The sequence below is a fragment of the Baaleninema sp. genome, assembly GCF_049974805.1.
In the GTDB taxonomy this organism is placed as follows: domain Bacteria; phylum Cyanobacteriota; class Cyanobacteriia; order Cyanobacteriales; family Geitlerinemataceae; genus Baaleninema.
Genome location: NZ_JBNGCO010000065.1, coordinates 1 through 20,797, shown reverse-complemented (window position 1 = coordinate 20,797; position 20,797 = coordinate 1). Strand labels below are relative to the sequence as shown.

The following is a 20,797-nucleotide window of genomic DNA, read 5'->3' as shown; positions in this document are numbered from 1 at the left end:
AACCCACCTACGAAGAACCCACCTACGAAGAACCCACCTACGAAGAACCCACCTACGAAGAACCCACTTATAACGACGCTCCCAGCAGCAAAATTCCGATAGATGCGCCTCCCTCGAAAAAAAATCTCCTCCAAAGCCGGATAAAATGACCCGATGCTGGGATAACCGGATGATGTGAAATCCCATCATCTCCCCATCCCATCATCTCCCCATCCCATCATCTCCCCATCCCATCATCTCCCCATCCCATCATCTCCCCATCTCCATCGGGATCGAGTATGCTGAAAGATTAGGTTTCTGGAAATTTTTTGTAAAACAACGCACACTGTGCGAGTTTCTGGTAAGTTAGCCTGAGTATCGTTTCTATTCAGTCAGTGGGAGAGCCATGTCGGTCGAGCTGTACAGACCCGGTTTAGAAGGCATTCCAGCCGCGAAATCCAGTATCAGTTTTATTGATGGGAAACAAGGATTACTCGAATATCGCGGCATTCGTATCGAGGAACTCGCCGAGAAAAGCAGCTTCTTAGAAACGGCTTACCTGCTTATTTGGGGAGAACTCCCCAGTCATAGCGAGCTGGTAGCCTTCGAACACGACATTCGATATCACAGACGGATTAAGTACCGCATTCGGGACATGATGAAATGTTTCCCCGAAAGCGGCCATCCGATGGACGCCCTGCAAGCATCTGCGGCGGCGCTGGGTCTGTTTTACTCGCGACGGGCGCTCGACGATCCCATCTATATTCGTAATGCGGTCGTGCGGCTTTTGGCGAAAATCCCCACGATGGTGGCGGCGTTTCAACTGATGCGAAAAGGGAACGATCCGGTTCAACCCTGTGACGATCTCGACTACGCGGCGAACTTCCTGTATATGCTCAACGAACGGGAACCGGACGAGTTAGCCGCTCACGTTTTCGATGTTTGTTTGACGCTGCACGCCGAACACTCCATGAACGCTTCTACGTTTTCGGCGATGGTGACCGCTTCGACACTGACCGATCCTTACGCAGTCATCGCCTCGGCGGTGGGAACCCTGGGGGGTCCCCTGCACGGCGGGGCGAACGAAGAAGTCATCGAAATGCTCGAACAGATCGGTTCGCCGGAAAATGCCGAAGCCTACGTGGACGATTGCGTGAAGAACAAGAAGAAAATCATGGGCTTCGGACACCGGGTGTATAAGGTGAAAGACCCTCGCGCCACGATTTTACAACGTTTAGCAGAACAGCTTTTTGATAAGTTCGGCGGCGATCGATACTACGAAATCGCCTTAGAATTAGAGCGTATCGTCGAAGAGCGCCTGGGATCGAAAGGTATTTACGCCAACGTCGATTTTTATTCGGGTCTGGTGTATCGGAAGTTGGGCATTCCCACGGACTTGTTCACGCCCATTTTTGCCATCGCCCGGGTGGCCGGTTGGCTGGCACACTGGAAAGAACAACTCGGAGAAAACCGCATTTTCCGACCGACTCAGATTTACGCGGGTCAGCGCGATCGCGCCTATACGCCCCTGTCGGAGCGTTAGCAGTGAAAGTGAGAGTGAGAGCGGTCGATCGCCCGTGGTCTGAGGGACTTCTGAAAACCAGACAGGAACTGCGAACGATGATGACGATCGACCCTCAACAGGAACTGTTCGATTTATGCAGATAGACTGCCATCGCGATCGCAAAACCGTTAACTATAGGAAAGGGACTCGAAAACAGCCACATCGCGGCGACACCTCCCCAGCCCAGAGAATTCTCTCGGGTTGGGGAATTCGACTGTTTTTCAGCACCCTCGTCTCCCTGCTGCTCGCGGGGGGCGGTTGGTACGGACTGCGAACCTACCAGCGTCTCGTTCGCCTTCCCCAAGCCATCCTCGTGTTAGGCGGTTCGCCGGAACGAGAAGTGTTCGCCGCCGAATTCGCTCGTTCTCATCCCCAGCTTCACGTTTGGGTTTCCGGGGGCAGCAATCCCGAGTATGCCGAATGGGTATTTACCGAAGCGGGAATCGACCTCCAACGGCTGCATCTCGACTATCGCGCCGTCGATACCGTCACCAACTTCACCACCCTCGTCGACGAGTTAAAAGCCCGCAACATTAACTCAATTTACCTGATTACCTCGGACTACCACATGCGCCGCGCCTACACCATCGGCGAAATCGTTCTCGGCAGTCGCAACATCAGCTTTCGGAGTGTTCCCATCCCTTCCGATTCCCGACCCGAACCCATCGAAAAAGCTTTGCGCGACGGCGTTCGCGCTGTTCTCTGGCTGGGAACGGGATACACGGGATCGACGCTGAGGCGGACGAGGTGATGATGAAGTGATGAGGTGATGAGGAAAACACTGTTCCCTATCAATTATCAATTCTCATCGGTTTCCCAACAATCCTAAAATTCGATCGAGATCGTCGAGTTCTCCCACAATGCGCCGCACCGGTTGAGGCCAGACGCGAATTAACGTCGGCGTCGCCGACACGCGATCGATCTCCGCTTGTTGAGGATGTTTCAAAACATCGATGAGTTTCAGGGTGTAAGGATGTCCCAAGGCGCGATCGAGGCTTTGGTGTAACCGCTGTAAGGTGTCTTCTGTCGTCGGACTGTCGCCCCGCAGAAACAACCGAAAAATATAGCCTTCTGCATCCACCTCCGTTTCCTCCTCCACGGGCGGGAAAGCCACATCTCCCACATCGTCGATACGCACGATGGTGTCGTGGTTCTTCCACAACTGAGGGAATCGATCGCGATATTCTGCCATCGCCAAAGGATTGCACAGTTCCACCGGAATCGACTTCATGCCCCAGCGCATCCCTTCGAGACCGAACACCGCGCTGAGTACCGCACGATACCGCCAAACCGCTGGCGCGACCTCCGCGATCGTCCGAATTTCCTGCGTTTTCGGGTCGAGATAGCGATCGACCGTCGCCCCGTAACAAGGCATCAAAAAATGAGGCGGTTCCGGAAGCCCCAATATTTCCTGAACCGCAACGCAAAGCTGTAAATGCCATCGATCGCGCTTGTGCGTATCGATGGCGTAAACTAAATCTCCTCCAGGGGTAAACAACGCCAACCCTTTAAACGGCGACTGGAGAAGCGGTGTAGGCTTTATCACTCCTTCGGTTAAACGCGACCGCGCAAGAACTGCGCCATCTCGTTAGGCGTCGGCGACTTGTCGAGGGCAATTTCTTCCGTAATTCTTCCTTGTTGATACAGCTCGAACAGGGCTTTATTCATCGTTGTCATTCCATCGAACTCCGATCGCAACATCACATCGGTGATTTCTTCAAGTTTTCCTTGAATCACATATTCCTTCACCGCATCGGTCGCGATCAAAATATCGTGGAACGCCGCCCGCTTTCCGTCAGTTGTTTTACACAATCCCTGAGCGATAATCGCTACGAGGGATTCTGCCAACGCCACGCGAAACGACGGTTGCTCGGCTGGCGGGAACATCCCCATCACCCGTTCGATGGTTTTCACCGCACTGTTGGTGTGCAGCGTTCCCATGACCAAGTGACCGGTCGAAGCCGCTTTCAGGGCGATGTTCATCGTCTCTTTATCCCGAATTTCACCCACCAGAATCAAATCCGGATCTTCCCGCAACGCCGCTTTCAGCGCGTTAAAGAATTTCAGCGTATGGGTTCCGACTTCCCGGTGTTTGATGAGGGATTTCTTACTCTTGTGAACGAATTCGACGGGATCTTCAATGGTGATGATGTGATAGGCTTTGTTGCGGTTGATATAGTCGATCATCGCCGCCATCGTCGTGGATTTCCCCGAACCCGTCGGACCGGTTACGAGAACTAATCCTTTGTGATAGTCCAAGCTGATGCTCTTGAACACTTCCGGAAGCCGCAACTGCTCCATCGTCAGAATCTCGGCACCGATGAGACGCAACACCATCGCAGGACCGGCCAAAGAGTCGAAGGCGTTAATCCGTACCCGCACGAATCCTAAGTCCGCCGCCCCGTCGAAGTCCAGGTTTTCTTGGAACTGACGGATTTCTTCGTCGCTCATCAGTTCCCGCATCCAACTCATGAAGGTATCGAGGTCGGTTTCGGGCCATTCGGTGGGTGCGATATCCCCGCGAGCGCGGTAACGGGGGACTTCTCCAACGCCCACGTGAACGTCCGAATAGCCTTCTTTTTCCGCACGCTCGATGATTTCGCGCATGGTGGGATGACCGGGACTCGGACCGGGGCCTCGTCTCGGTGTGGCGGCTTGTGCGGGCGCTCCCGGTGGCGGCGCAGCCGGGGGACGGGGTGCGGCTGGGGGGCGAGTCGCTCCTGGCGGCGGTGGCGGTGCGGCTGGGGGACGGGTCGCTCCCGGCGGCGGGGGCGGCGTTGGCGGTCGTTGTCCGGTTTTGGGTGGGGCTGGGGGACGGGGGGGCGGCGTGCGACGACCTCCTCCGGGTGGCGGTGGGGGAACAGGGGGACGTTTAGACTGTGTCATAGATGCGATTAACTCGGATTAACTCCTAGGAAGGCGATCGAAAAATATGTTGCGATTTCTATTTGTTTCTATTTTATCTATTGTGTCTGAAGCGATAGGGACTCTGTAAACCGTAAATTTTCGTAAAATTGTTAAGTTCGGTTTGGCCAACTGTCCCTCGACCCCCTCTCTAAACCATTTAGACGTTATCGTAATGCCAATTCGCGTTTGTATAACCTTGGGAACTCGCCCGGAAGCCATTAAATTGGCACCGGTTATCCGTCAGTTTCAAGACGATCCCCGTTTTGAAACGCAAGTGATTTTGACGGGGCAACATCGAGAAATGGTACAGCAGGTCATGGAATTGTTCGACCTGCACGCCGATCGCGATCTCGGGATCATGAAGCCGAAGCAAACGCTAACGGATATTACCTGCGGTAGTTTGCAAGGGCTAGAAGGCATTTTTCGCGATCTCCAACCCCAGTTCGTTATCGTTCAGGGAGATACGACCACTGCCTTCGCTGCTGCTCTGGCCGCATTCTACCAACAAATCCCTTTGGGTCACGTGGAAGCGGGCTTGCGAACCGATCGCCTGTACGATCCCTATCCGGAAGAAGCCAACCGACGCTTGATTTCGCAACTGACACAACTTCATTTCGCCCCCACCACCCGCGCGGTGGACAATTTGCAAAAGTCGGGGGTCGTCGGCCAGATTCACCATACGGGAAATACGGTCATCGATGCTTTGCTTTCGATCGCCCAGCAAAACCCCAGTTGCGAGGTTCCGGGTTTGGACTGGTCGAAATATCGTCTGTTGTTGGCGACGGTTCACCGTCGGGAAAATTGGGGCGATCGACTTGAATCGATCGCTAGGGGATTTTTGAAGGTTCTCGATGCGATTCCTGATGCGGCGCTGTTGCTTCCGCTACACCGCAATCCCACTGTCCGCGAACCCCTCAAAGCCATTTTGGGCGATCGCGATCGCGTCTTTCTCACGGAACCTCTCGACTACACCGCCTTAGTCGGAGCGATCGATCGCTGTACCCTCCTCCTGACGGATTCGGGGGGATTGCAGGAAGAAGCCCCAGCCTTGGGTAAACCGGTGTTGGTGTTGCGGGACACCACAGAACGCCCGGAAGCTATCGAAGCGGGAACGGCGAAACTCATCGGAACCCAGAGCGATCGCATCCTCAGCGAAGCCCAAACCCTCCTAACCGACGCCACGGCGTACCAACGCATGGCCAACGCCGCCAATCCCTTCGGCGACGGACAAGCCTCTCAACGAATTGTCAAAATTGTGGCAGATTATTTCGCCGACTTGAGTTGACAATTAATAGATCGATTCTCGAGACCGATTCTCGCGTTTCATCCCCGCCTTTCCCCCAACTCCCATGCACGAGTCGTTTCAGCGTATCCTGACTGGCGCGATCTTTTTTATGCTTACGATCGCGATCGCCATCTTCGGCTACGTGCTGTTTGGCTGGGAACTCCTCGACGCCATTTATATGGTCATCATCACCATCTTCGGCGTCGGTTACGGCGAAGTCCAACCCCTCGAAACCCCAGCCGAAAAACTCTTTACCATCGGCGTTATCGTGGCGGGAACCTCTTCAGCCGTTTACATTGTCGGAGGCTTCGTCCAAATGGTCACAGAAGGAGAAATCAACCGCGCCTTTGAATCTCGCCGCAAAACCCAAGGTATCGAACGACTCGAACGCCATTCCATCGTCTGCGGCTTCGGACGCATGGGGGAAATTCTCGCCCAAAAGCTCCAAGAAGCCCGAAAACCCTTCGTTATCGTCGATAACGACCCCGATCGAATGGCACTGGCTGAATCGTTAGGCTATCTGGTGCGGTTGGGGAGTGCTGCCGATGAAGAAGTACTGAAATCCGTGGGGATCGATCGCGCCAAATGCTTGGCCACCGTCCTTCCCGACGACGCCCTCAACGTCTTCATCACCCTCACCGCCCGAGAACTCAACCCCAATCTCATCATTCTCGCCCGAGGGGAACTGCCCTCAACCGGTAAAAAACTCGAGTTAGCCGGTGCCGATCGCGTTGTTCTCCCGGCTGAAATCGGCGCGTTGCAAATGAGCAATTACATCACCCATCCCACCGCTTTTGAATTTTTAGAACAAAAAGAAGGACGAAGCACCCTCAACGATTTACTCTCACAAATTAACTTGCAATTTACCGAACTGGCGATCGGCAAAAACTCCCTATTACGCGGCCGCACCATCGGAGAATTAGAAGTGCGCGGAAAAGGTATTTTTCTCGTCGTTGCCCTGCGTCGTCCCAAGGGTGAAATTCTCACCCATCCCCCGCAATCGGAAATGTTGGACGCCGGAGATACCGTAATGGTCATGGGACACGCTGGCGATATTCCTCAATTCGCCCGACGCCACGAAGTCAAACACGAGTTACGCTATCGTGGGGCAAAACTTTAAAAATCTAAAACAACCCTTTTTTGGCATTTTAACTCACACAAAACAAATATTTTTTAAAAAATTAAATTGTATTTTCCGATAAAAATCATCAAAAATATCGTCCTAAAAATACCAAATATCTCTGTTTTCTCTGTGTCTCTGTTGTGATTTGAAAACTCCCCCCAAAAACGGCAAATTTCAAATAATCCAGACATTTCGATATAATGAAAGACTTGCCACTTGCAAATCTATCGCGTTAAGACCCGTGAAATTTCCTCAAACCATCATGCTTCTCGGTTCCGGAGAACTGGGTAAAGAATTCGTCATCGCCGCCCAACGCCTCGGAAATACCGTTATTGCGGTCGATCGCTACCCCAACGCCCCCGCCATGCAAGTGGCCGACATCTCAGAAGTCATTTCCATGCTCGACGGCGACGCCCTCGAAGGCATCATCAAACAATACAAACCCGATTACATCGTCCCCGAAATCGAAGCCATCCGCACCACAAAACTCCTCGACCTCGAACGAGAAGGATTTACCGTCATTCCCACCGCCGCCGCCACCAACTACACCATGAACCGCGATCGCATCCGCGATTTAGCCGCTGGCGAGTTGGGAGTTCGGACGGCAAAATATGCCTACGCCTCCTCCTTAGAAGAACTACAAACCGTTTCCCAAAACATCGGGTTTCCCAACGTCGTCAAACCCGTCATGTCTTCTTCTGGAAAAGGCCAGTCCGTTGTTAAAACAGCCGAAGAAGTCTCCCAAGCCTGGACTTACGCCATCGAAGGCGCAAGAGGCGACCACCAAAAAGTCATCGTTGAAGAATTCGTCGAGTTCGAGGTTGAAATTACCCTCCTCACCATTCGCCAGTGGAACGGCGACACCCTCTTCTGTCCTCCCGTCGCCCACCGCCAGGAACGAGGTGACTATCAGGAATCCTGGCAACCCGCCGGAATCGGCCAAGCGCAACTGAAGCAAGCCCAGGAAATCGCCGAAAAAGTGACCGCCGCCCTCGGCGGTGCCGGAATTTTCGGCGTCGAGTTCTTCGTCACCCGCGAGGAAGCCATTTTCTCGGAACTGTCCCCCAGACCCCACGACACGGGAATGGTGACGTTAGTTTCGCAGAACCTCAACGAGTTCGAGTTGCACCTGCGGGCGATTTTGGGGCTGCCGATTCCCGAAATTAAATTATTGTCTCCCGGTGCCAGTGCGGTGATTCTTGCCGATCGCAACAGCGATCGCCTCTCCTTTGACGGCGTAGCCGAAGCCTTAGCCGAACCCAATACAGATCTACGGTTGTTCGGAAAGCAAACCACACGCCCCTACCGCCGCATGGGCGTCGCCCTCGCCACGGCAGAAACCGCACAGCAAGCCCGGGAAGTCGCCAATCGCGCCGCGAGTCGAGTTCGAGTGGTTTACGAGTGATGAGGTGATGAGGTGATGGGGAGGTTTCGCAAGGCGATCGCTCTTCCTTCACACTTCCCTCTTCCCTGACTCCCCCCAACCCAGAAAAAAATGCTATAATGTTGATGTAAAAGTCAACATGCGGGTGGAGGCTGAAAGACCATGGCCAAACCCACGACAGCTAAACCCACTCGACGGGATCTGTTGCGGAAAACTGCCGCCGACAGTAACAAGTACCTCAACGCCACGATTCGGCTTTGCGGCGGCAGCGATCGCGAACGGATTGGGGGGAAAGAGCGCAACACCTACGCCACCGTCGCCGACATGAACAACATCGCCGTGAAAGGGACGATGGCGCACGTCATCCAACTGACCCACGGCGTTCGCCACACGCGGGACGACTATACGGACGACGAACTCAAGCGAATTGCGACGTTAGAGATTCTAGAAGGAAAAGCCCTAGAAACCTATCGTCCGCAGGGACATGAAGAAATCATCTGTCTCGTTGCCCGCGAAATTGCCAAAATTAACGAGGTGCTGTCGAAGTACGAAAACGAAACGGCACGCATACGCCGACGCAAACAAATAACTCGAGTGGCGGGTACTCGAACCAATCCTAGAGCGACCCTTCGTCCTGACGAGTACCACAACCGCTCGAACTGAGTCAAAGCCCAGGCGATCGCGATCGCAGAAAACGAACCCGTTGGGCAACACTCCGTCAAATTTTTTCGGATACACTTCGGATACACTACAACTAGACTCAGTGATACCTAACAAGCCGATGTCCAATAAGAAACGAATTGCACTGTATTACCATGCTTTTCTTGGTGGCGGTGCTGAAGCCGTAGGACTGTGGATGCTCGACGCTCTACAACATGACTACGACGTTACGCTATTTACAGTTGCTGAGGTAGATTTAGAGCGCTTAAATCAGCTTTACGGTACGAACTTGTCGCCCAAAAGAATACAAGTTCGCGCGATTTTTCCAAAGTTTATGAGCGGGTTGGTTAACTTTCTCATTGCCAACAACGATTTACTGCATTTAATGGCACTCCACGGCGTTCTCCGTTCCCTCAAACAAGAGGCCGGCCAGTACGATCTCTGTATGTCTGCCTATAACGGCGTGGATTTCGGACGGGTTGGGATTCAATATATGCATTGGGTCAAGGTTGTTGAAGGTGGACTCAAGAAATACCCTTGGTGTCTAAAAATTTCTGACTTTTCGATCGATAGGATGAAACAAAACATTGCGATCGCCAACTCAAAATTTACCGCCCAAAAAATCGAAGAAACCTATGGAATTTCCGCCGAAGTGATTTATCCTCCGGTCTTACTAGAGGTTGACGATATTCCTTGGTCTGAAAAAGAAAACGCCTTTGTCTGTAGCGGTCGCATTGTCGATCCCAAACAACCCCACAAAGCCATTCAAATCGTCAAAGCCGTGCGAGAGCGAGGATTTGATGTCAAACTCTATCTGACTGGAGGAGGGGGAGGAGTCTACGCGACTCGCTATCAACGGTTCGTCAAACAAATGGTTCGGCGAAATTCCGAATGGGTCACACTTTACGAAAACCTCAGCTACGACGAGTATGTGGAGGTTTTGCGTCGATGCCGTTACGGAATTCACATAAAACTCGAACCCTTTGGAATTTCTATTGCAGAAATGTTGAAAGCGGGTGCAATTCCCTTTGTTAAAAATCGAGGGGGACAGTACGAAATTATTGGAGAAGAACATCCCGAACTCTTTTTTTCCGATCCGAAGACAGACGCCATTGAAAAAATCGTTCGCGTTCTCTCTGACGAGTCCCTACAACTGCGCCTTCGAGACTCTCTCGATCGACGTAAAAACTTATTTTCTAAAGAACGTTTTTCCAGCGAAATCCAACAACGGGTGAGACAGTACTTTGAGGACAAACATAACTAATATCAATTCGATTTGGCGCTGTTTTCCAGAAATTGAAGCGTTTTCAACAAGCGTACCGCTGCCTCGTAAGCTTCTTGCGTGAGTTCCTGGCGTTCCTCAGACGAATCGACAATATCATCAACCAGAAGGTTCAGAAATCCAATCATGGGGTTAAGACGAGTTCGGACTTCGTAAGAAGTATTGATGAGCGTTTCCCGACGAGCGCGTTGAATCGCGTCTTCGCTTTCGGCAGAAAATTGAGCTTGATAGAGTTTCGCGTACTGGGCCCCCCGTTCGAGAAGTTCGTCGTGATTCCCCACTTCAAGGATGCGACCCTGTTCCATCACCACGATTTTGTCGGCTTTGCGAATCGTAGACAAGCGGTGTGCGATGACCAAAGTGGTGCGATCGTGACAGAGTTCGTCGATCGCCTCTTGAACCAAGCGTTCCGACACCGTATCGAGGGCGCTGGTGGCTTCATCGAGAATTAAAATCTCGGGATTGCGAATCAGAGCGCGTGCGATCGCCAACCGTTGGCGTTGTCCCCCGGAGAGCATGACGCCGCGATCGCCGATTTCCGTCTCGAAGCCGTAGGGTAAGTTCATGATGAACTCGTAGGCGTTGGCTCGTTTGGCCGCGTCGATGGCCTCCTGTTCCCCAGCCCAAGGACACCCGTAGGTCAAGTTGTAGCGCACCGAATTGTTAAACAGAAACGTATCTTGACTGACAACACCCATCGATCGACGCACCGTCGCCACATCGAACGTCCGTAAATCCTTTCCGTCCAGCATCACCGCCCCCGAAGTCGGATCGTAAAATCGCGGCAGCAAATCCGCCAAGGTTGATTTTCCCGCCCCCGACGTTCCGACCAAGGCCACCGTTTCACCGCGTTCGATCCAGAGGTTGATATTCTTGAGGGCGATCTCGTCATGGTCGGGATACTGAAAGGTGACGTCTTCAAAACGTATGCCCTCGCGCAGTTTCTCGAAAGATCGATCGCCGTTTTGCATGATCGGCTTGTTATCGCGCCGCAAATAATCTGACACCACTAATACGCTCGGAGCGGTGTTCGCCAAACGGCTGCGAATGCTATTGAGTTGTCCGACGACTGGTAACAGCCGAAACAAAATCAGCAGGTAAGTCAGTAACACGGCCGAAATCGCTTCGATCTGTTCGGAAAATAAATAGCGGCCAAAAATAACAATAAGCAGAAGGGAAACAATTCCCGAAATTTCGTTGACAGGCGCAATAATTGAATAGTTTGCTTGTGATTTAAACTCACTATTTTCTCGCTCTTTAATAAGTTGAGCGAGCTGTTTGAGTTCGCTTTTTTCGTTGGCAACAGTCTTGACAAGGCGAATTCCTGCCAAAACTTCAAGGGTTTTGTTGGTTAAGTCTCGGCTTTTTTCCGAGAGAGTTTCTCCGTATGACTTGGCTCGCTTTACAAAAAATTGGTTGCAGATAGCCACAATAGTTAATACCACAGTTGAAGCTAGAGTGAGCTGCCAAGAAATCGACGTTAAAATAGCAATAAAAACAAAAATAGTAATGCCGTTAATTGCCAATTGTGTTAAGCTGCGAATTGCATTAGCCGTTCGACTCATTTCCGTATTTAGGCGGTTCATAATGTCTCCCACCTTCATTTTGGAGTAAAAGTCGAGATCGACATCGAGGATAAGCTTCATGCCTTCGAGACGCAAGTTTCGCACTAAGGATTGAGAAAATCGAACGGCAATCAAGGAACTTAAATAATTCGTTGAATTTTTTAAAACAATGGCGGATAGGACTAATAACGTTAAAACAATTATTTTAGAGTCTCCGTCAAAAGATCCAGAAATATTCATGACTTTCTGAATTAACGGAGGTAAATTCTGTAGACTAGGCAACTCTTGCCCAATCAAACTCAGGATGAGTGGAACGATCAGTGTAATGCTGACTCCGTTAAAAATAGCGCCAGAAAATCCCAAAGCAATGGTCAATACCATTAGCCAGGGAGATTTTAGAGCAAACTTAAATAATAATTGGTTAGGAGACATGAGAAAAAATCCAAGCCTGGAAAGTCAGGTCGCCCTAGAAAATTACTAGGTTGCGTTGCGAATGATAGTTGACAGGATATCTGACATAGCCTCGAGGCTATAGTATTTTATACACCGACGACGGGCTATTTGACCTCGCTCTTGTGCGAGTTCGTAATTTTCAAAAATCCATGCGATTGCCTTGGCTATGTCTTCAGGAGAACTCGGTGCAACCAAAAAACCCGTCTCTCCTAAAACCTCTGGCATATCGCCAACTCGGGTAGCCAAAACTGGCTTCGCCATCGCCATCCCATCAGTCAACTTTAGAGGAAATTGAGCCCGAGTCGTCGGGGTATCGCGCTGGGGGACCACGACGACATGGGAAGCGGCGATGAGTTCCGGCATTTTTTCGATCGGATGAGGCGGAAATCGAACGATCCAACGTCCCCACTGTTGGATGAGGTCTCGATCGTAATCGTCGTAAGGACTTCCTCCGACGATCGCCAATCTTAGGTCGGGGATCTCGAGGATATCGAGTGCCATGAGAACGTCTTCGACCCCCTTATAGGGACGGGGAGCGCCTGGAAACATTAACACTCGGTAATCTGATAACCCGTAACGAGCGCGACAGGTTTCGGGATCGGTACGGCTGGGGTCGAATAAATCTGTATCTTTCCCGTTGGGAACGAAACCCCCCCCAAAACGATCTTGTAAAAACTTCGTGTGAACGGTTATCGCATCCGCCCGAGACGACCAACCTTCCATCCATTTTAAATAGAGAGGATGGTCGGGATAACGCAACGCACCGTTAGGTTTGAGAAGATCCCGTGCCAACTGTCGAGGGTTTGGATGATATTGGAAATCCTCGCCACCGTGCCAGCTTAACTCCCAATCGTCGATATCTAATATCACTGGACAGCCCGTGCGAAATTTTTTCCACAAAGCCAGGCCGAATGTCGTGGGTTTGGGTCGCAAAGCATACAGAATATCGCCATGAATTTGTTGGAGGAACTCTCTGGCACTGTGGAGAAATTGAGGGTAATTCGTACCTGATATAGTAATTACGGGAAAGTTGTCCGTCACGTCAGACGGTGGATTGTCACCAAAGACGAATCCTACAATTTCGACATCAATACTGAGTCGTTGGAGAGCTTCACACAAAAGAAAGACTCTAGAACCGCCCCAGCGTCCCTCACCGCGCGTTGACAAATCGCTGACGAGGATTGAAATTTTCTGTGGAGTCGTTCGAGCGGTTGAACTCATGGATCGCAAAGCCGTCCTGAATCAGTGAAACTCGTCTGAAATCTGACTGATGCCAAGGTAACACACCCAGTTCCAAGTTTGAGATCGAAAGTCGAGGCCGTAGGAAATGAGGGTCAACCTCATGGTTTCGACTTCTTCTGAGTATCTGAGGCTGGAAATCCTTCAACTCGTTCGAGTTCTTCCAACTCGCGACGGGGATTCCGACGATGGTGGCGATACCAGGTGGAACCGGCCACGAGTAAGCCAGTCAAACTCAACGCTCCCAAAAGCGGCAGCATCTCCCCCGTGCGAAGGGCTTTCAACCCGGAACTGCCCAACATCACGAACGGGAAGACGCCGGGAACCGTTCCGAGTAGCGTCCCCACTAGATAATCGCGAAACCGAATCGCCGTCAGTCCGGCCGCGAAGTTGACTAAGCCGTAGGGAATAATGGGCAACAGGCGAATGGCGAACATATAGAACGTTCCCCCATGGCGAATTTCAGCGTCCATGGCCTGCCAGCTACCGGCGAGGCGGCGAGCTGCCCAGGTTCGTCCTACGGTGCGTGTAAAGGTAAAGGCCGCGATCGCTGCTATAACCGCCCCCACACTCGTCCACAAGGTCCCCACCCAAGGGCCGAAAATCGCGCCACCACTGAGATTGAGCGGTGTCGAGGGCAGCAAGAGCAGCGTTCCCAACGTATAGAGAACGATGTAGAGAATTGGGGCCCAAATGCCCGCTCGTTCGAGCCAGGTTTCGACGGTTCGGGTATCGAGTCCCCCCAGCCAGTAGGCTCCGATGGCAGTTAAGAGGATACAGACGCCCAGTACGAGGACGAGTATCTGCTTCGACGTGAGTTTGAGTTTCACCGTGCTATTACCATCCTTGAGTGGATAACGATCGCTCAAAGAGCCAAATCAATTCAAATGAGTAGTTTAACGAGTCTAAGTTTACTTTTTAGGGGCGGCTACATCGCAGGGTTCTCGGGTTAATTTTATGAATGTCAAATGACCCCAAATTTCACAATCCGTAAGTATCCCTAACCAAATAAAGCGGCCGTTCTTTAACTTCTTCGTAAACGCGCCCTAAATATTCCCCAATTGCCCCCAAACTAATCAGTTGGATTCCACCCAGAAATAAGACTGCCACCATCAGCGATGCGTATCCCGGTACGTCAATTCCCGAAATCAAGGTTCGCACGATGAGAAATACTGCATAAATCAAAGACAGCAATGAAATGGTTAAGCCGAGATAGCTCCAAACTTTTAACGGTAACGAACTAAAGGATGCGATACCGTCGAGGGCAAAGTTCCAAAGTTTCCAGTAGTTCCATTTAGTCGTTCCGGCGTAGCGAGGATCGCGATCGTATTCAATGGCAACTTGCTCGAAGCCGACCCAAGCAAACAATCCTTTCATAAAGCGATTGCGTTCGGGAATTTTTTTGAGAGCCTCGACGACTTTTCGATCCATCAAGCGAAAGTCTCCTGTATCTCGAGGGATGGGAACTTTACTCATTCTGCCGATGATGCGATAGAAATTATTGGCGGTAAACTGTTTGAACCAAGTTTCTCCCTGACGCGCTCTGCGTTTGGCGTAAACGACATCGTATCCTTGCTTCCATAAATCTACCATGTCTTGAATAAGTTCGGGAGGATCTTGTAAGTCGGCATCGATGGGAACGACTGCCTTTCCTCTCGCGTAATCGATACCCGCTGTTAAGGCGATTTCCTTGCCGAAGTTTCGAGAGAAATTTATGATTTTAATAGCGGGATTTTGTTGGTGGTGGCGAATCAATTCAACGAGGCTGCGATCGCGGCTTCCGTCGTTGACGCAGATAATTTCGTAAGTCAAGCCCATTTTATCTAGGTTTTGACTGAGGCGATCGAATAAGTAATTTAGATTCGCTTCTTCGTTGTAAATGGGGACGACAACAGAGATTTGAACGTCCGTTTTAAGTTCGTTTGGGTGAGATATATTCACGACTGCCTGTTTAAAAACACATAGCCAACAGAATAGCGATATCCAATACAGCCTGTCTTCAGAAGATGAGGTACAGATTTATAGGTGAAGTTTTATTGCCTTAAATCCGCCTGTTCGAGCGATCGCTATTCAACCCGCCGATCGCTCGTCCACGACTTTCAACCGTCCCAGTTGAAAGCGATCGAACACGCTGTTGAGTTGGCGATAGTCCTCGTCCGTCAGTCCTTTCCCCGACAACATCGCCGACGTAAGCTGTAAATAATCCTGACGGCTGATGCGGTTCGAATCGAGAATCCGTTCGATCGACTGGTGAAGCGTCGCATTAGGTTTCGCCTGAGAAGCTTTCGCCATAGTCCCGTCACTCTCCATATAAACGCGGCCGGAGAAACGGGAGTCGCGGTTGGGTCCTATCAGTCCGATACGCTAGGATTTTTCACAAAGACCCATCCACGCACATCCATTAGGAGATCGGACGATGCAAATCTACCGACTTCCCGCCTTATCCGATAATTATATTTTTCTGCTGGTCGATCGCGATCGTCAAGAGGCGGCCGTTGTCGACCCCGCCCAAGCCGAACCCGTTCTCCGCCAACTCAAAGAACTCGACTGTTCCCTCGTCGCCATTTTCAACACCCACCACCACGCCGATCACGTGGGGGGAAACCGCCAACTGATGCAGCATTTTCCCGATTTGACCGTCTACGGTGGTGCTGAAGATCGCGATCGCATCCCCGGACAACAGGTGTTTCTCAAAGAGGGCGATCGCGTCTCCTTCGCGGAGCGCCAGGCCGAGGTCTTTTTCGTTCCCGGCCACACCCGCGCCCACATCGCCTATTACTTCCCTCCCGTTGGCGACGACGAACCCGGCGAGTTGTTTTGCGGCGATACCCTGTTCGCCGGGGGATGCGGGCGACTGTTCGAGGGAACCCCCGCCCAGATGGTAGAGTCCCTGACGAAGCTGCGATCGCTCCCCGACAAAACCCGCCTCTGGTGCGCCCACGAATACACCCTGAAAAATCTCAAATTCGCCCTCACCGTCGATGGCGACAACCGAGAATTGCAAACCCGGTATCGCAACGTGGAACTCCTCCGCAAACGCCACCAAGCCACCGTTCCCTCCTGGTTGGGAGTCGAAAAACGAACCAATCCCTTTCTCCGCTGGGATAGCGAGGCGTTACAAACCGCCGCCGACAGTCGCGAACCCGTGCGCACCTTCGCCCGCCTTCGGGGAGGTAAAGATCGCTTTTAAGGAGAAGTTTGGGAGTTCAACCGCACTGGCGTCCACTCGACCTCGATGGGAGAGGCGTACAGAAACCGATTTTCCGTTTCAAAGGAAATCGACTGTACTGGGGCGGGAAAGGAAAGATCGCCTCCATCGAGCGCCGTCCAAAAGACTAACGCCTCGTCGGAGGTTCGGGGTAAATGGCTGACAATGGGGCCGTTTTCGGAATTAGTCGGAAGAATGCGATAGGCGATTTCCATCCCATCGCCATACACCGCCTTGAGATACACCGGGGCGGTGCGAAATAGAGTTTTGTAGAGTTTTCCCCAGGGGGAATAGGACACGGAAATCGAGGCTCTCACCAGGGATTGAGGTGCGTTGGGCAGCTTCAGGACTTCACCCCACTTCACCGATTGCGACCCGAGGCTTGCTTGCGTCTGACAGGGGTTGACTTGGCGTCGATCGAACACCATTAAATCCTCAACCGCTTCCGTTTGCACGAATTCAGGAAATTGCGGCGACAGGCGATAGCCACACAGCAGGGACATCAAGGTTTCGGGTTCGTCGAAAAAGGGGTGTCGTCCGTCGATGGCGCGAAATTGATAGAGAAAATGGCCGCGCGGGTGGGTTTCTAAGTTAGCTGCGTTGGCGTTGTCGAGAAATACCGTATAGGCAGAGTAGGATTGAAGGGTCGGTCGGGGTTGTCAGTTTAAATCGTTCGCCGGGGCTAAGGTTAGTTCCCAGGGGACGATATCGACGGGATCTGTGCCGAGATGTTCTCGCACGTCGTCGGGGAGTTTCAATCGCTCGAAATGGTATTGGTTGCCATGTTCGAGAATGCTCACCACCCGATCGAGATCGAACAGATAAACTTGATTCTGAATAGATTTCGGCGTAAACGCCTGCCAAAACGGCCAGGGTTGAAGGCCGGCTTGTCCTAAAACATCGGGTTTGATGGCGTACAGCAGCGTAATGGCGATGGCGATCGATCGCACGATAAGCCCCCAAGATTTCACGTTTGGCTTCCGCAGGCGCACCCGGCGTTCTTCTCGAACCTCATCGATGCAAACCAGGGACGTTAGAAAGGGAACGAAGAAGAAATACAGCAGAACGTGGGCGTCTTGACGGACGAATCCATGTTTGAAGACAATCCAGAGGACGAACGCCAACGCGAGATACCACCCCAACCGCTGCCAACTGCGCCGTTTCCACATCAGACTTGCCACAAGTGCCGCTTCGAGGAGGGCTACAGCGACTTCGAGCGGCGATCGAATATAACTCATGGCACCGGAGTATCCCGAAGACATTTCCAGCGACCCTCGCACGAAATCGAGGAGGACGCCATCGAAGAGGAACACCGTCGCCAACAGCCCAAGGCTGTAAATCCCATAGGCTCTAGTGGCGATCGCACGGAGGGTATTTCGATTTGGGTTTTGGGGGAACCTCCATTTTTCCCACGCCGCTGCCACCATCCCAGCGATCGCCCCGTAGAGAAGGAGTTGAATAGCGTGCGTCAGAGGGTTGGGAGCAACAAATACAAATGCGATCGAGGCAGCACCGACGATAGAATCCCCCAAGGCGAAGAGCGATCGGTTCGCCTCCGATGGCGAACTGGTTTTGGCCGTGGAGATGGCTCGACCCACCTGCACGAGAAACAACGCCCCCACCGTCGCCACGCCGAGGGTAAATTTCACCAGGGCGAGAAATCCCGCCAACCCTCCTAAAAAGAAGGAATAGAGTCTCAACCAGGGAACGGTTTGTAAGTCTATTTTTGTGGTTTTACAATCTTTTAAATGGCTTAAATTAAAGCAAGGAAATATCGACCAGGATAAAAGTATTAAATACAAGAATAATACCTTATAGTCGATAGAAAACAATACATGAAACAAAAAAATTGAAGAGATGGCCCATAAAAATCGATTAATAGTAGTTTTATAAGCCAAATACTGCAATACCAATACAAATATCAAAACGACATGAATACCGAACTTAAAAATCGCCACAAAAAGAACGTTCTCTGAAACCACAGACCCCGAAGCTAAATAGCCCAACAGTCCGTAAGTAAAAATAACATCCCGTCCGAACTGCAATTGTTGAAGCGCCGTTTCCGTCAAAGCAAATGTCCACGCCGCATCCAGCCCTTCTGTAATAAAAACATAAAGTGAAGGCAAGGTTGCCAACGTAAAATAAAGCAACGCCAAACTAGCAACGAGCCGAGAAAAGACACTCTGTAATTGCCGGATAGTACGAGAGTTTATTCGAGATTTCATCGATAATTCATGTTGACAATTATTCGAGGTATTATCAACTCCCAACAGCTAAGGGACTGTTGGTGACGCCGAGAGAGGAGGGAGGTCGAAGGTTCCCTTCAACGGGTAAACGCGAGCGTTCGTCGCATCGAACGCCCAGGCTTCAACGGTCAGAGAACGATTCGGTAAGGTCGCGCGAGAAAATTCGCCGAACCAACCCAGTTGTGTATTTTTGAGAAGACCCGGGTGGAGAGCATCCAGACGGAACTCGCGATCGTGAATGGCCGCAAACGGTTTTTTTGTCCCCGAAACCGTCGTGTACGTCAACAACACCAGATCCACAGGCGCAGGAGAACGCTCGGTGAATTCCGCCCAACCGTGAACTTGGTAGCGATCGCCCGACAGGGGCGTGAGGACATCAAAAAAGCCCCGTGCGGTCGTAGAATCCGGCGAAGCGCGAAAATCTCGCACGTCGTCGCTTTCCAGCAACGGCGGATGAAGATATCCCATATCGTCGATCGCCGTAGCATGTACGAACAAGCGATCGACATCCGGATAAACAAAGCGACGCAAACAGTCCTCATCTCGAAGAATCGGGAGGGTCAGAGTACAAGCTTGACCCCTTAATGTATTACTTTGACGTAGCGACATTCCCTCCAGAGCGAACGCACTGGTTTTGAGATGCAGCAACAGTCCAATTCCCAGCAACAGGTAAGCGCCCCGCGATCGCCAACGCCGCCGAGACGAAGACCCTGCGATCGCCCCCTTAGGTTCCGCCAGCAACGCCCCCAAATACATCGCCGACACGATCGCGTACAGCGAAAAAGTCGTATATCGCGGTTCCAGGGCTTGTTCGAGACCCAACCCCACCCGACCTAAAGCCGCGAACAGACCGCTCAAGAGAGAATATCCCCCCAGCATTATCCAGCCTTTAGCACGATTCAACTCCGCCAAATCCCAGCCCTTTTCCGAGCTGGCGTAGCTGTTCCAGAACAGCATCAAGACGCATCCCAGCCAAACCGCAAAAACGATCGCACCGACGAGGGTCGCGGCGTTGAGATTGTGGAATCCCAACGGTCACCCCAAGAACACGAAGAAATAGTGCATCGCCTTGACAGGATGTTGCAAGGCTTCATCCCAACCCGGATGACCGGGAGGTTTAACGTAATTGCGAAAGTAAAACTGAAGATTGACCGCCATCGCCGCCAGCCAGAAGATCGCCCCCACCAGACGGCGACGGATTTCCCGCCAACGCAGGGTTTCGGGAAAGAACAGGGCCGGAAACAGTACCGCCCAACTGAGCAAACCGTTAGAAAACGAGTAGGTACTAACGAGACACAAAAACAGTCCGAGAAGGGTTTTGACCCAAAAGGGAAACCGAGCTTGCGCCGCCAGCAATCCTAAGACGATCGCCCAGAGAGACAGCAACACGCACACTTGCAGCCCGAAGAGAAAGTTATCGTATTGAATCAGAGAGAAGACCAGGAGGTTCGCGACCACGGCCAAGGCGTCGAGACGAGGGCGGGGGGTACGGGTGAGAGTCAGGCGACTGAGAGCGTATAACGTGAGGGCGATCGCGGCCATCAATGCCAAAATCAGGAACATTTCAACTTTGATGTTCCAGTTCGTCACGGCGGCCAAGCTCACCAAAACAAATCGGGGAAATAATTTACGGCTTTCGTTATGTTGCGCGATCCAATATCCCCAGTTCCATCGACCTTGACGGATATCGATAGTACCGTCGTGGATTTTCACGAACATCAACCCTGGGGTATCCCACTCGTCCCAGACGGGAAAGTTGACGCCAAAATGAGCGATCGCCACCGCCACCAGACTGGCGAAGATCGCCGACAGACAGAGCAGCCAAATCGTACTGGACGAGAAACGAATTTTCACGGAAAATACCTCGATACGTTTGGAAGCCCTGTCGCTTTAGCGCAGGGA

20 protein-coding genes are annotated in these 20,797 nt (G+C 51.8%); 9 read left to right on the top strand and 11 right to left on the bottom strand.

What is annotated here, in order from left to right:
- Positions 1–385 precede the first annotated feature (385 nt).
- Together ACP5D4_RS13400 and ACP5D4_RS13395 are read left to right on the top strand one after the other, a co-directional pair.
- Positions 386–1,522, top strand: coding sequence for a citrate synthase (locus ACP5D4_RS13400; RefSeq protein ID WP_428012125.1), 1,137 nt, complete (start codon positions 386–388; stop codon positions 1,520–1,522).
- Between the two features lie 115 nt (positions 1,523–1,637).
- A complete protein-coding gene (locus tag ACP5D4_RS13395) occupies positions 1,638–2,294 on the top strand; it encodes a YdcF family protein (protein WP_428012124.1) in 657 nt (218 codons plus the stop codon).
- Between the two features lie 54 nt (positions 2,295–2,348).
- On the opposite strand, the gene ACP5D4_RS13390 is transcribed toward ACP5D4_RS13395, so the two are convergent.
- Together ACP5D4_RS13390 and ACP5D4_RS13385 are read right to left on the bottom strand one after the other, a co-directional pair.
- Positions 2,349–3,086 (bottom strand): circadian clock KaiB family protein, encoded by a 738-nt coding sequence (locus ACP5D4_RS13390; protein WP_428012130.1) that lies wholly within the window; start codon positions 3,084–3,086, stop codon positions 2,349–2,351.
- 11 nt (positions 3,087–3,097) lie between these two features.
- Entirely contained in the window at positions 3,098–4,429 is a 1,332-nt protein-coding gene (locus tag ACP5D4_RS13385) for a type IV pilus twitching motility protein PilT (RefSeq protein WP_428012123.1), read from the bottom strand.
- A 193-nt stretch (positions 4,430–4,622) separates the two neighbouring features.
- Between ACP5D4_RS13385 and wecB the strand changes: the two genes are divergently transcribed.
- The 5 genes from wecB to ACP5D4_RS13360 all read left to right on the top strand — a co-directional run bounded on the left by wecB (position 4,623) and on the right by ACP5D4_RS13360 (position 10,166).
- A complete protein-coding gene (gene wecB, locus ACP5D4_RS13380) occupies positions 4,623–5,735 on the top strand; it encodes a non-hydrolyzing UDP-N-acetylglucosamine 2-epimerase (protein ID WP_428012122.1) in 1,113 nt (370 codons plus the stop codon).
- A gap of 109 nt (positions 5,736–5,844) precedes the next feature.
- On the top strand, positions 5,845–6,855 hold the full coding sequence (locus ACP5D4_RS13375; protein ID WP_428012121.1) for a potassium channel family protein: 1,011 nt from the start codon (positions 5,845–5,847) through the stop codon (positions 6,853–6,855).
- A gap of 244 nt (positions 6,856–7,099) precedes the next feature.
- On the top strand, positions 7,100–8,263 hold the full coding sequence (gene purT, locus ACP5D4_RS13370; protein WP_428012120.1) for a formate-dependent phosphoribosylglycinamide formyltransferase: 1,164 nt from the start codon (positions 7,100–7,102) through the stop codon (positions 8,261–8,263).
- A 141-nt stretch (positions 8,264–8,404) separates the two neighbouring features.
- A complete protein-coding gene (locus ACP5D4_RS13365; protein WP_428012119.1) occupies positions 8,405–8,905 on the top strand; it encodes a hypothetical protein in 501 nt (166 codons plus the stop codon).
- Positions 8,906–9,023: 118 nt separating this feature from the next.
- The gene (locus ACP5D4_RS13360; RefSeq protein WP_428012118.1) at positions 9,024–10,166 is read left to right on the top strand and encodes a glycosyltransferase; all 1,143 of its coding nucleotides are present in this window, start codon (positions 9,024–9,026) and stop codon (positions 10,164–10,166) included.
- A 2-nt stretch (positions 10,167–10,168) separates the two neighbouring features.
- Here ACP5D4_RS13360 and ACP5D4_RS13355 read toward each other — a convergent pair whose 3' ends face one another.
- A complete protein-coding gene (locus ACP5D4_RS13355) occupies positions 10,169–12,130 on the bottom strand; it encodes an ATP-binding cassette domain-containing protein (protein WP_428012117.1) in 1,962 nt (653 codons plus the stop codon).
- On the opposite strand from ACP5D4_RS13355, the gene ACP5D4_RS13350 reads away from it, so the two are divergent.
- On the top strand, positions 12,054–12,230 hold the full coding sequence (locus ACP5D4_RS13350; protein ID WP_428012131.1) for a hypothetical protein: 177 nt from the start codon (positions 12,054–12,056) through the stop codon (positions 12,228–12,230). The genes ACP5D4_RS13355 and ACP5D4_RS13350 overlap by 77 nt on opposite strands.
- On the opposite strand, the gene ACP5D4_RS13345 is transcribed toward ACP5D4_RS13350, so the two are convergent.
- From ACP5D4_RS13345 to ACP5D4_RS13330, 4 genes are all read right to left on the bottom strand, one after another.
- Positions 12,227–13,423, bottom strand: a complete 1,197-nt coding sequence (locus ACP5D4_RS13345) for a glycosyltransferase family 4 protein (protein ID WP_428012116.1) — start codon at positions 13,421–13,423, stop codon at positions 12,227–12,229. The genes ACP5D4_RS13350 and ACP5D4_RS13345 overlap by 4 nt on opposite strands.
- A 119-nt stretch (positions 13,424–13,542) precedes the next feature.
- Positions 13,543–14,271 carry a TVP38/TMEM64 family protein gene (locus ACP5D4_RS13340; RefSeq protein WP_428012115.1) on the bottom strand — a complete coding sequence of 243 codons (729 nt, stop codon included), beginning with the start codon at positions 14,269–14,271 and terminating at the stop codon, positions 13,543–13,545.
- A 151-nt stretch (positions 14,272–14,422) separates the two neighbouring features.
- Complete coding sequence (locus ACP5D4_RS13335) at positions 14,423–15,382, bottom strand: glycosyltransferase family 2 protein (RefSeq protein ID WP_428012114.1); 960 nt, start codon at positions 15,380–15,382, stop codon at positions 14,423–14,425.
- A 129-nt stretch (positions 15,383–15,511) separates the two neighbouring features.
- Positions 15,512–15,733 carry a hypothetical protein gene (locus ACP5D4_RS13330; RefSeq protein ID WP_428012113.1) on the bottom strand — a complete coding sequence of 74 codons (222 nt, stop codon included), beginning with the start codon at positions 15,731–15,733 and terminating at the stop codon, positions 15,512–15,514.
- A gap of 124 nt (positions 15,734–15,857) precedes the next feature.
- On the opposite strand from ACP5D4_RS13330, the gene gloB reads away from it, so the two are divergent.
- Positions 15,858–16,631, top strand: a complete 774-nt coding sequence (gene gloB, locus ACP5D4_RS13325; RefSeq protein WP_428012112.1) for a hydroxyacylglutathione hydrolase — start codon at positions 15,858–15,860, stop codon at positions 16,629–16,631.
- Here the strand turns inward: gloB and ACP5D4_RS13320 are convergent.
- The 4 genes from ACP5D4_RS13320 to ACP5D4_RS13305 form a co-directional block, all read right to left on the bottom strand.
- Positions 16,628–17,152, bottom strand: a complete 525-nt coding sequence (locus ACP5D4_RS13320; RefSeq protein WP_428012111.1) for a hypothetical protein — start codon at positions 17,150–17,152, stop codon at positions 16,628–16,630. The genes gloB and ACP5D4_RS13320 overlap by 4 nt on opposite strands.
- A 156-nt stretch (positions 17,153–17,308) precedes the next feature.
- Positions 17,309–18,775 carry a hypothetical protein gene (locus ACP5D4_RS13315; protein WP_428012110.1) on the bottom strand — a complete coding sequence of 489 codons (1,467 nt, stop codon included), beginning with the start codon at positions 18,773–18,775 and terminating at the stop codon, positions 17,309–17,311.
- A 147-nt stretch (positions 18,776–18,922) separates the two neighbouring features.
- Entirely contained in the window at positions 18,923–19,927 is a 1,005-nt protein-coding gene (locus tag ACP5D4_RS13310; protein ID WP_428012109.1) for a hypothetical protein, read from the bottom strand.
- Positions 19,928–19,930: 3 nt separating this feature from the next.
- A complete protein-coding gene (locus tag ACP5D4_RS13305) occupies positions 19,931–20,749 on the bottom strand; it encodes a hypothetical protein (protein WP_428012108.1) in 819 nt (272 codons plus the stop codon).
- Positions 20,750–20,797 lie beyond the last annotated feature (48 nt).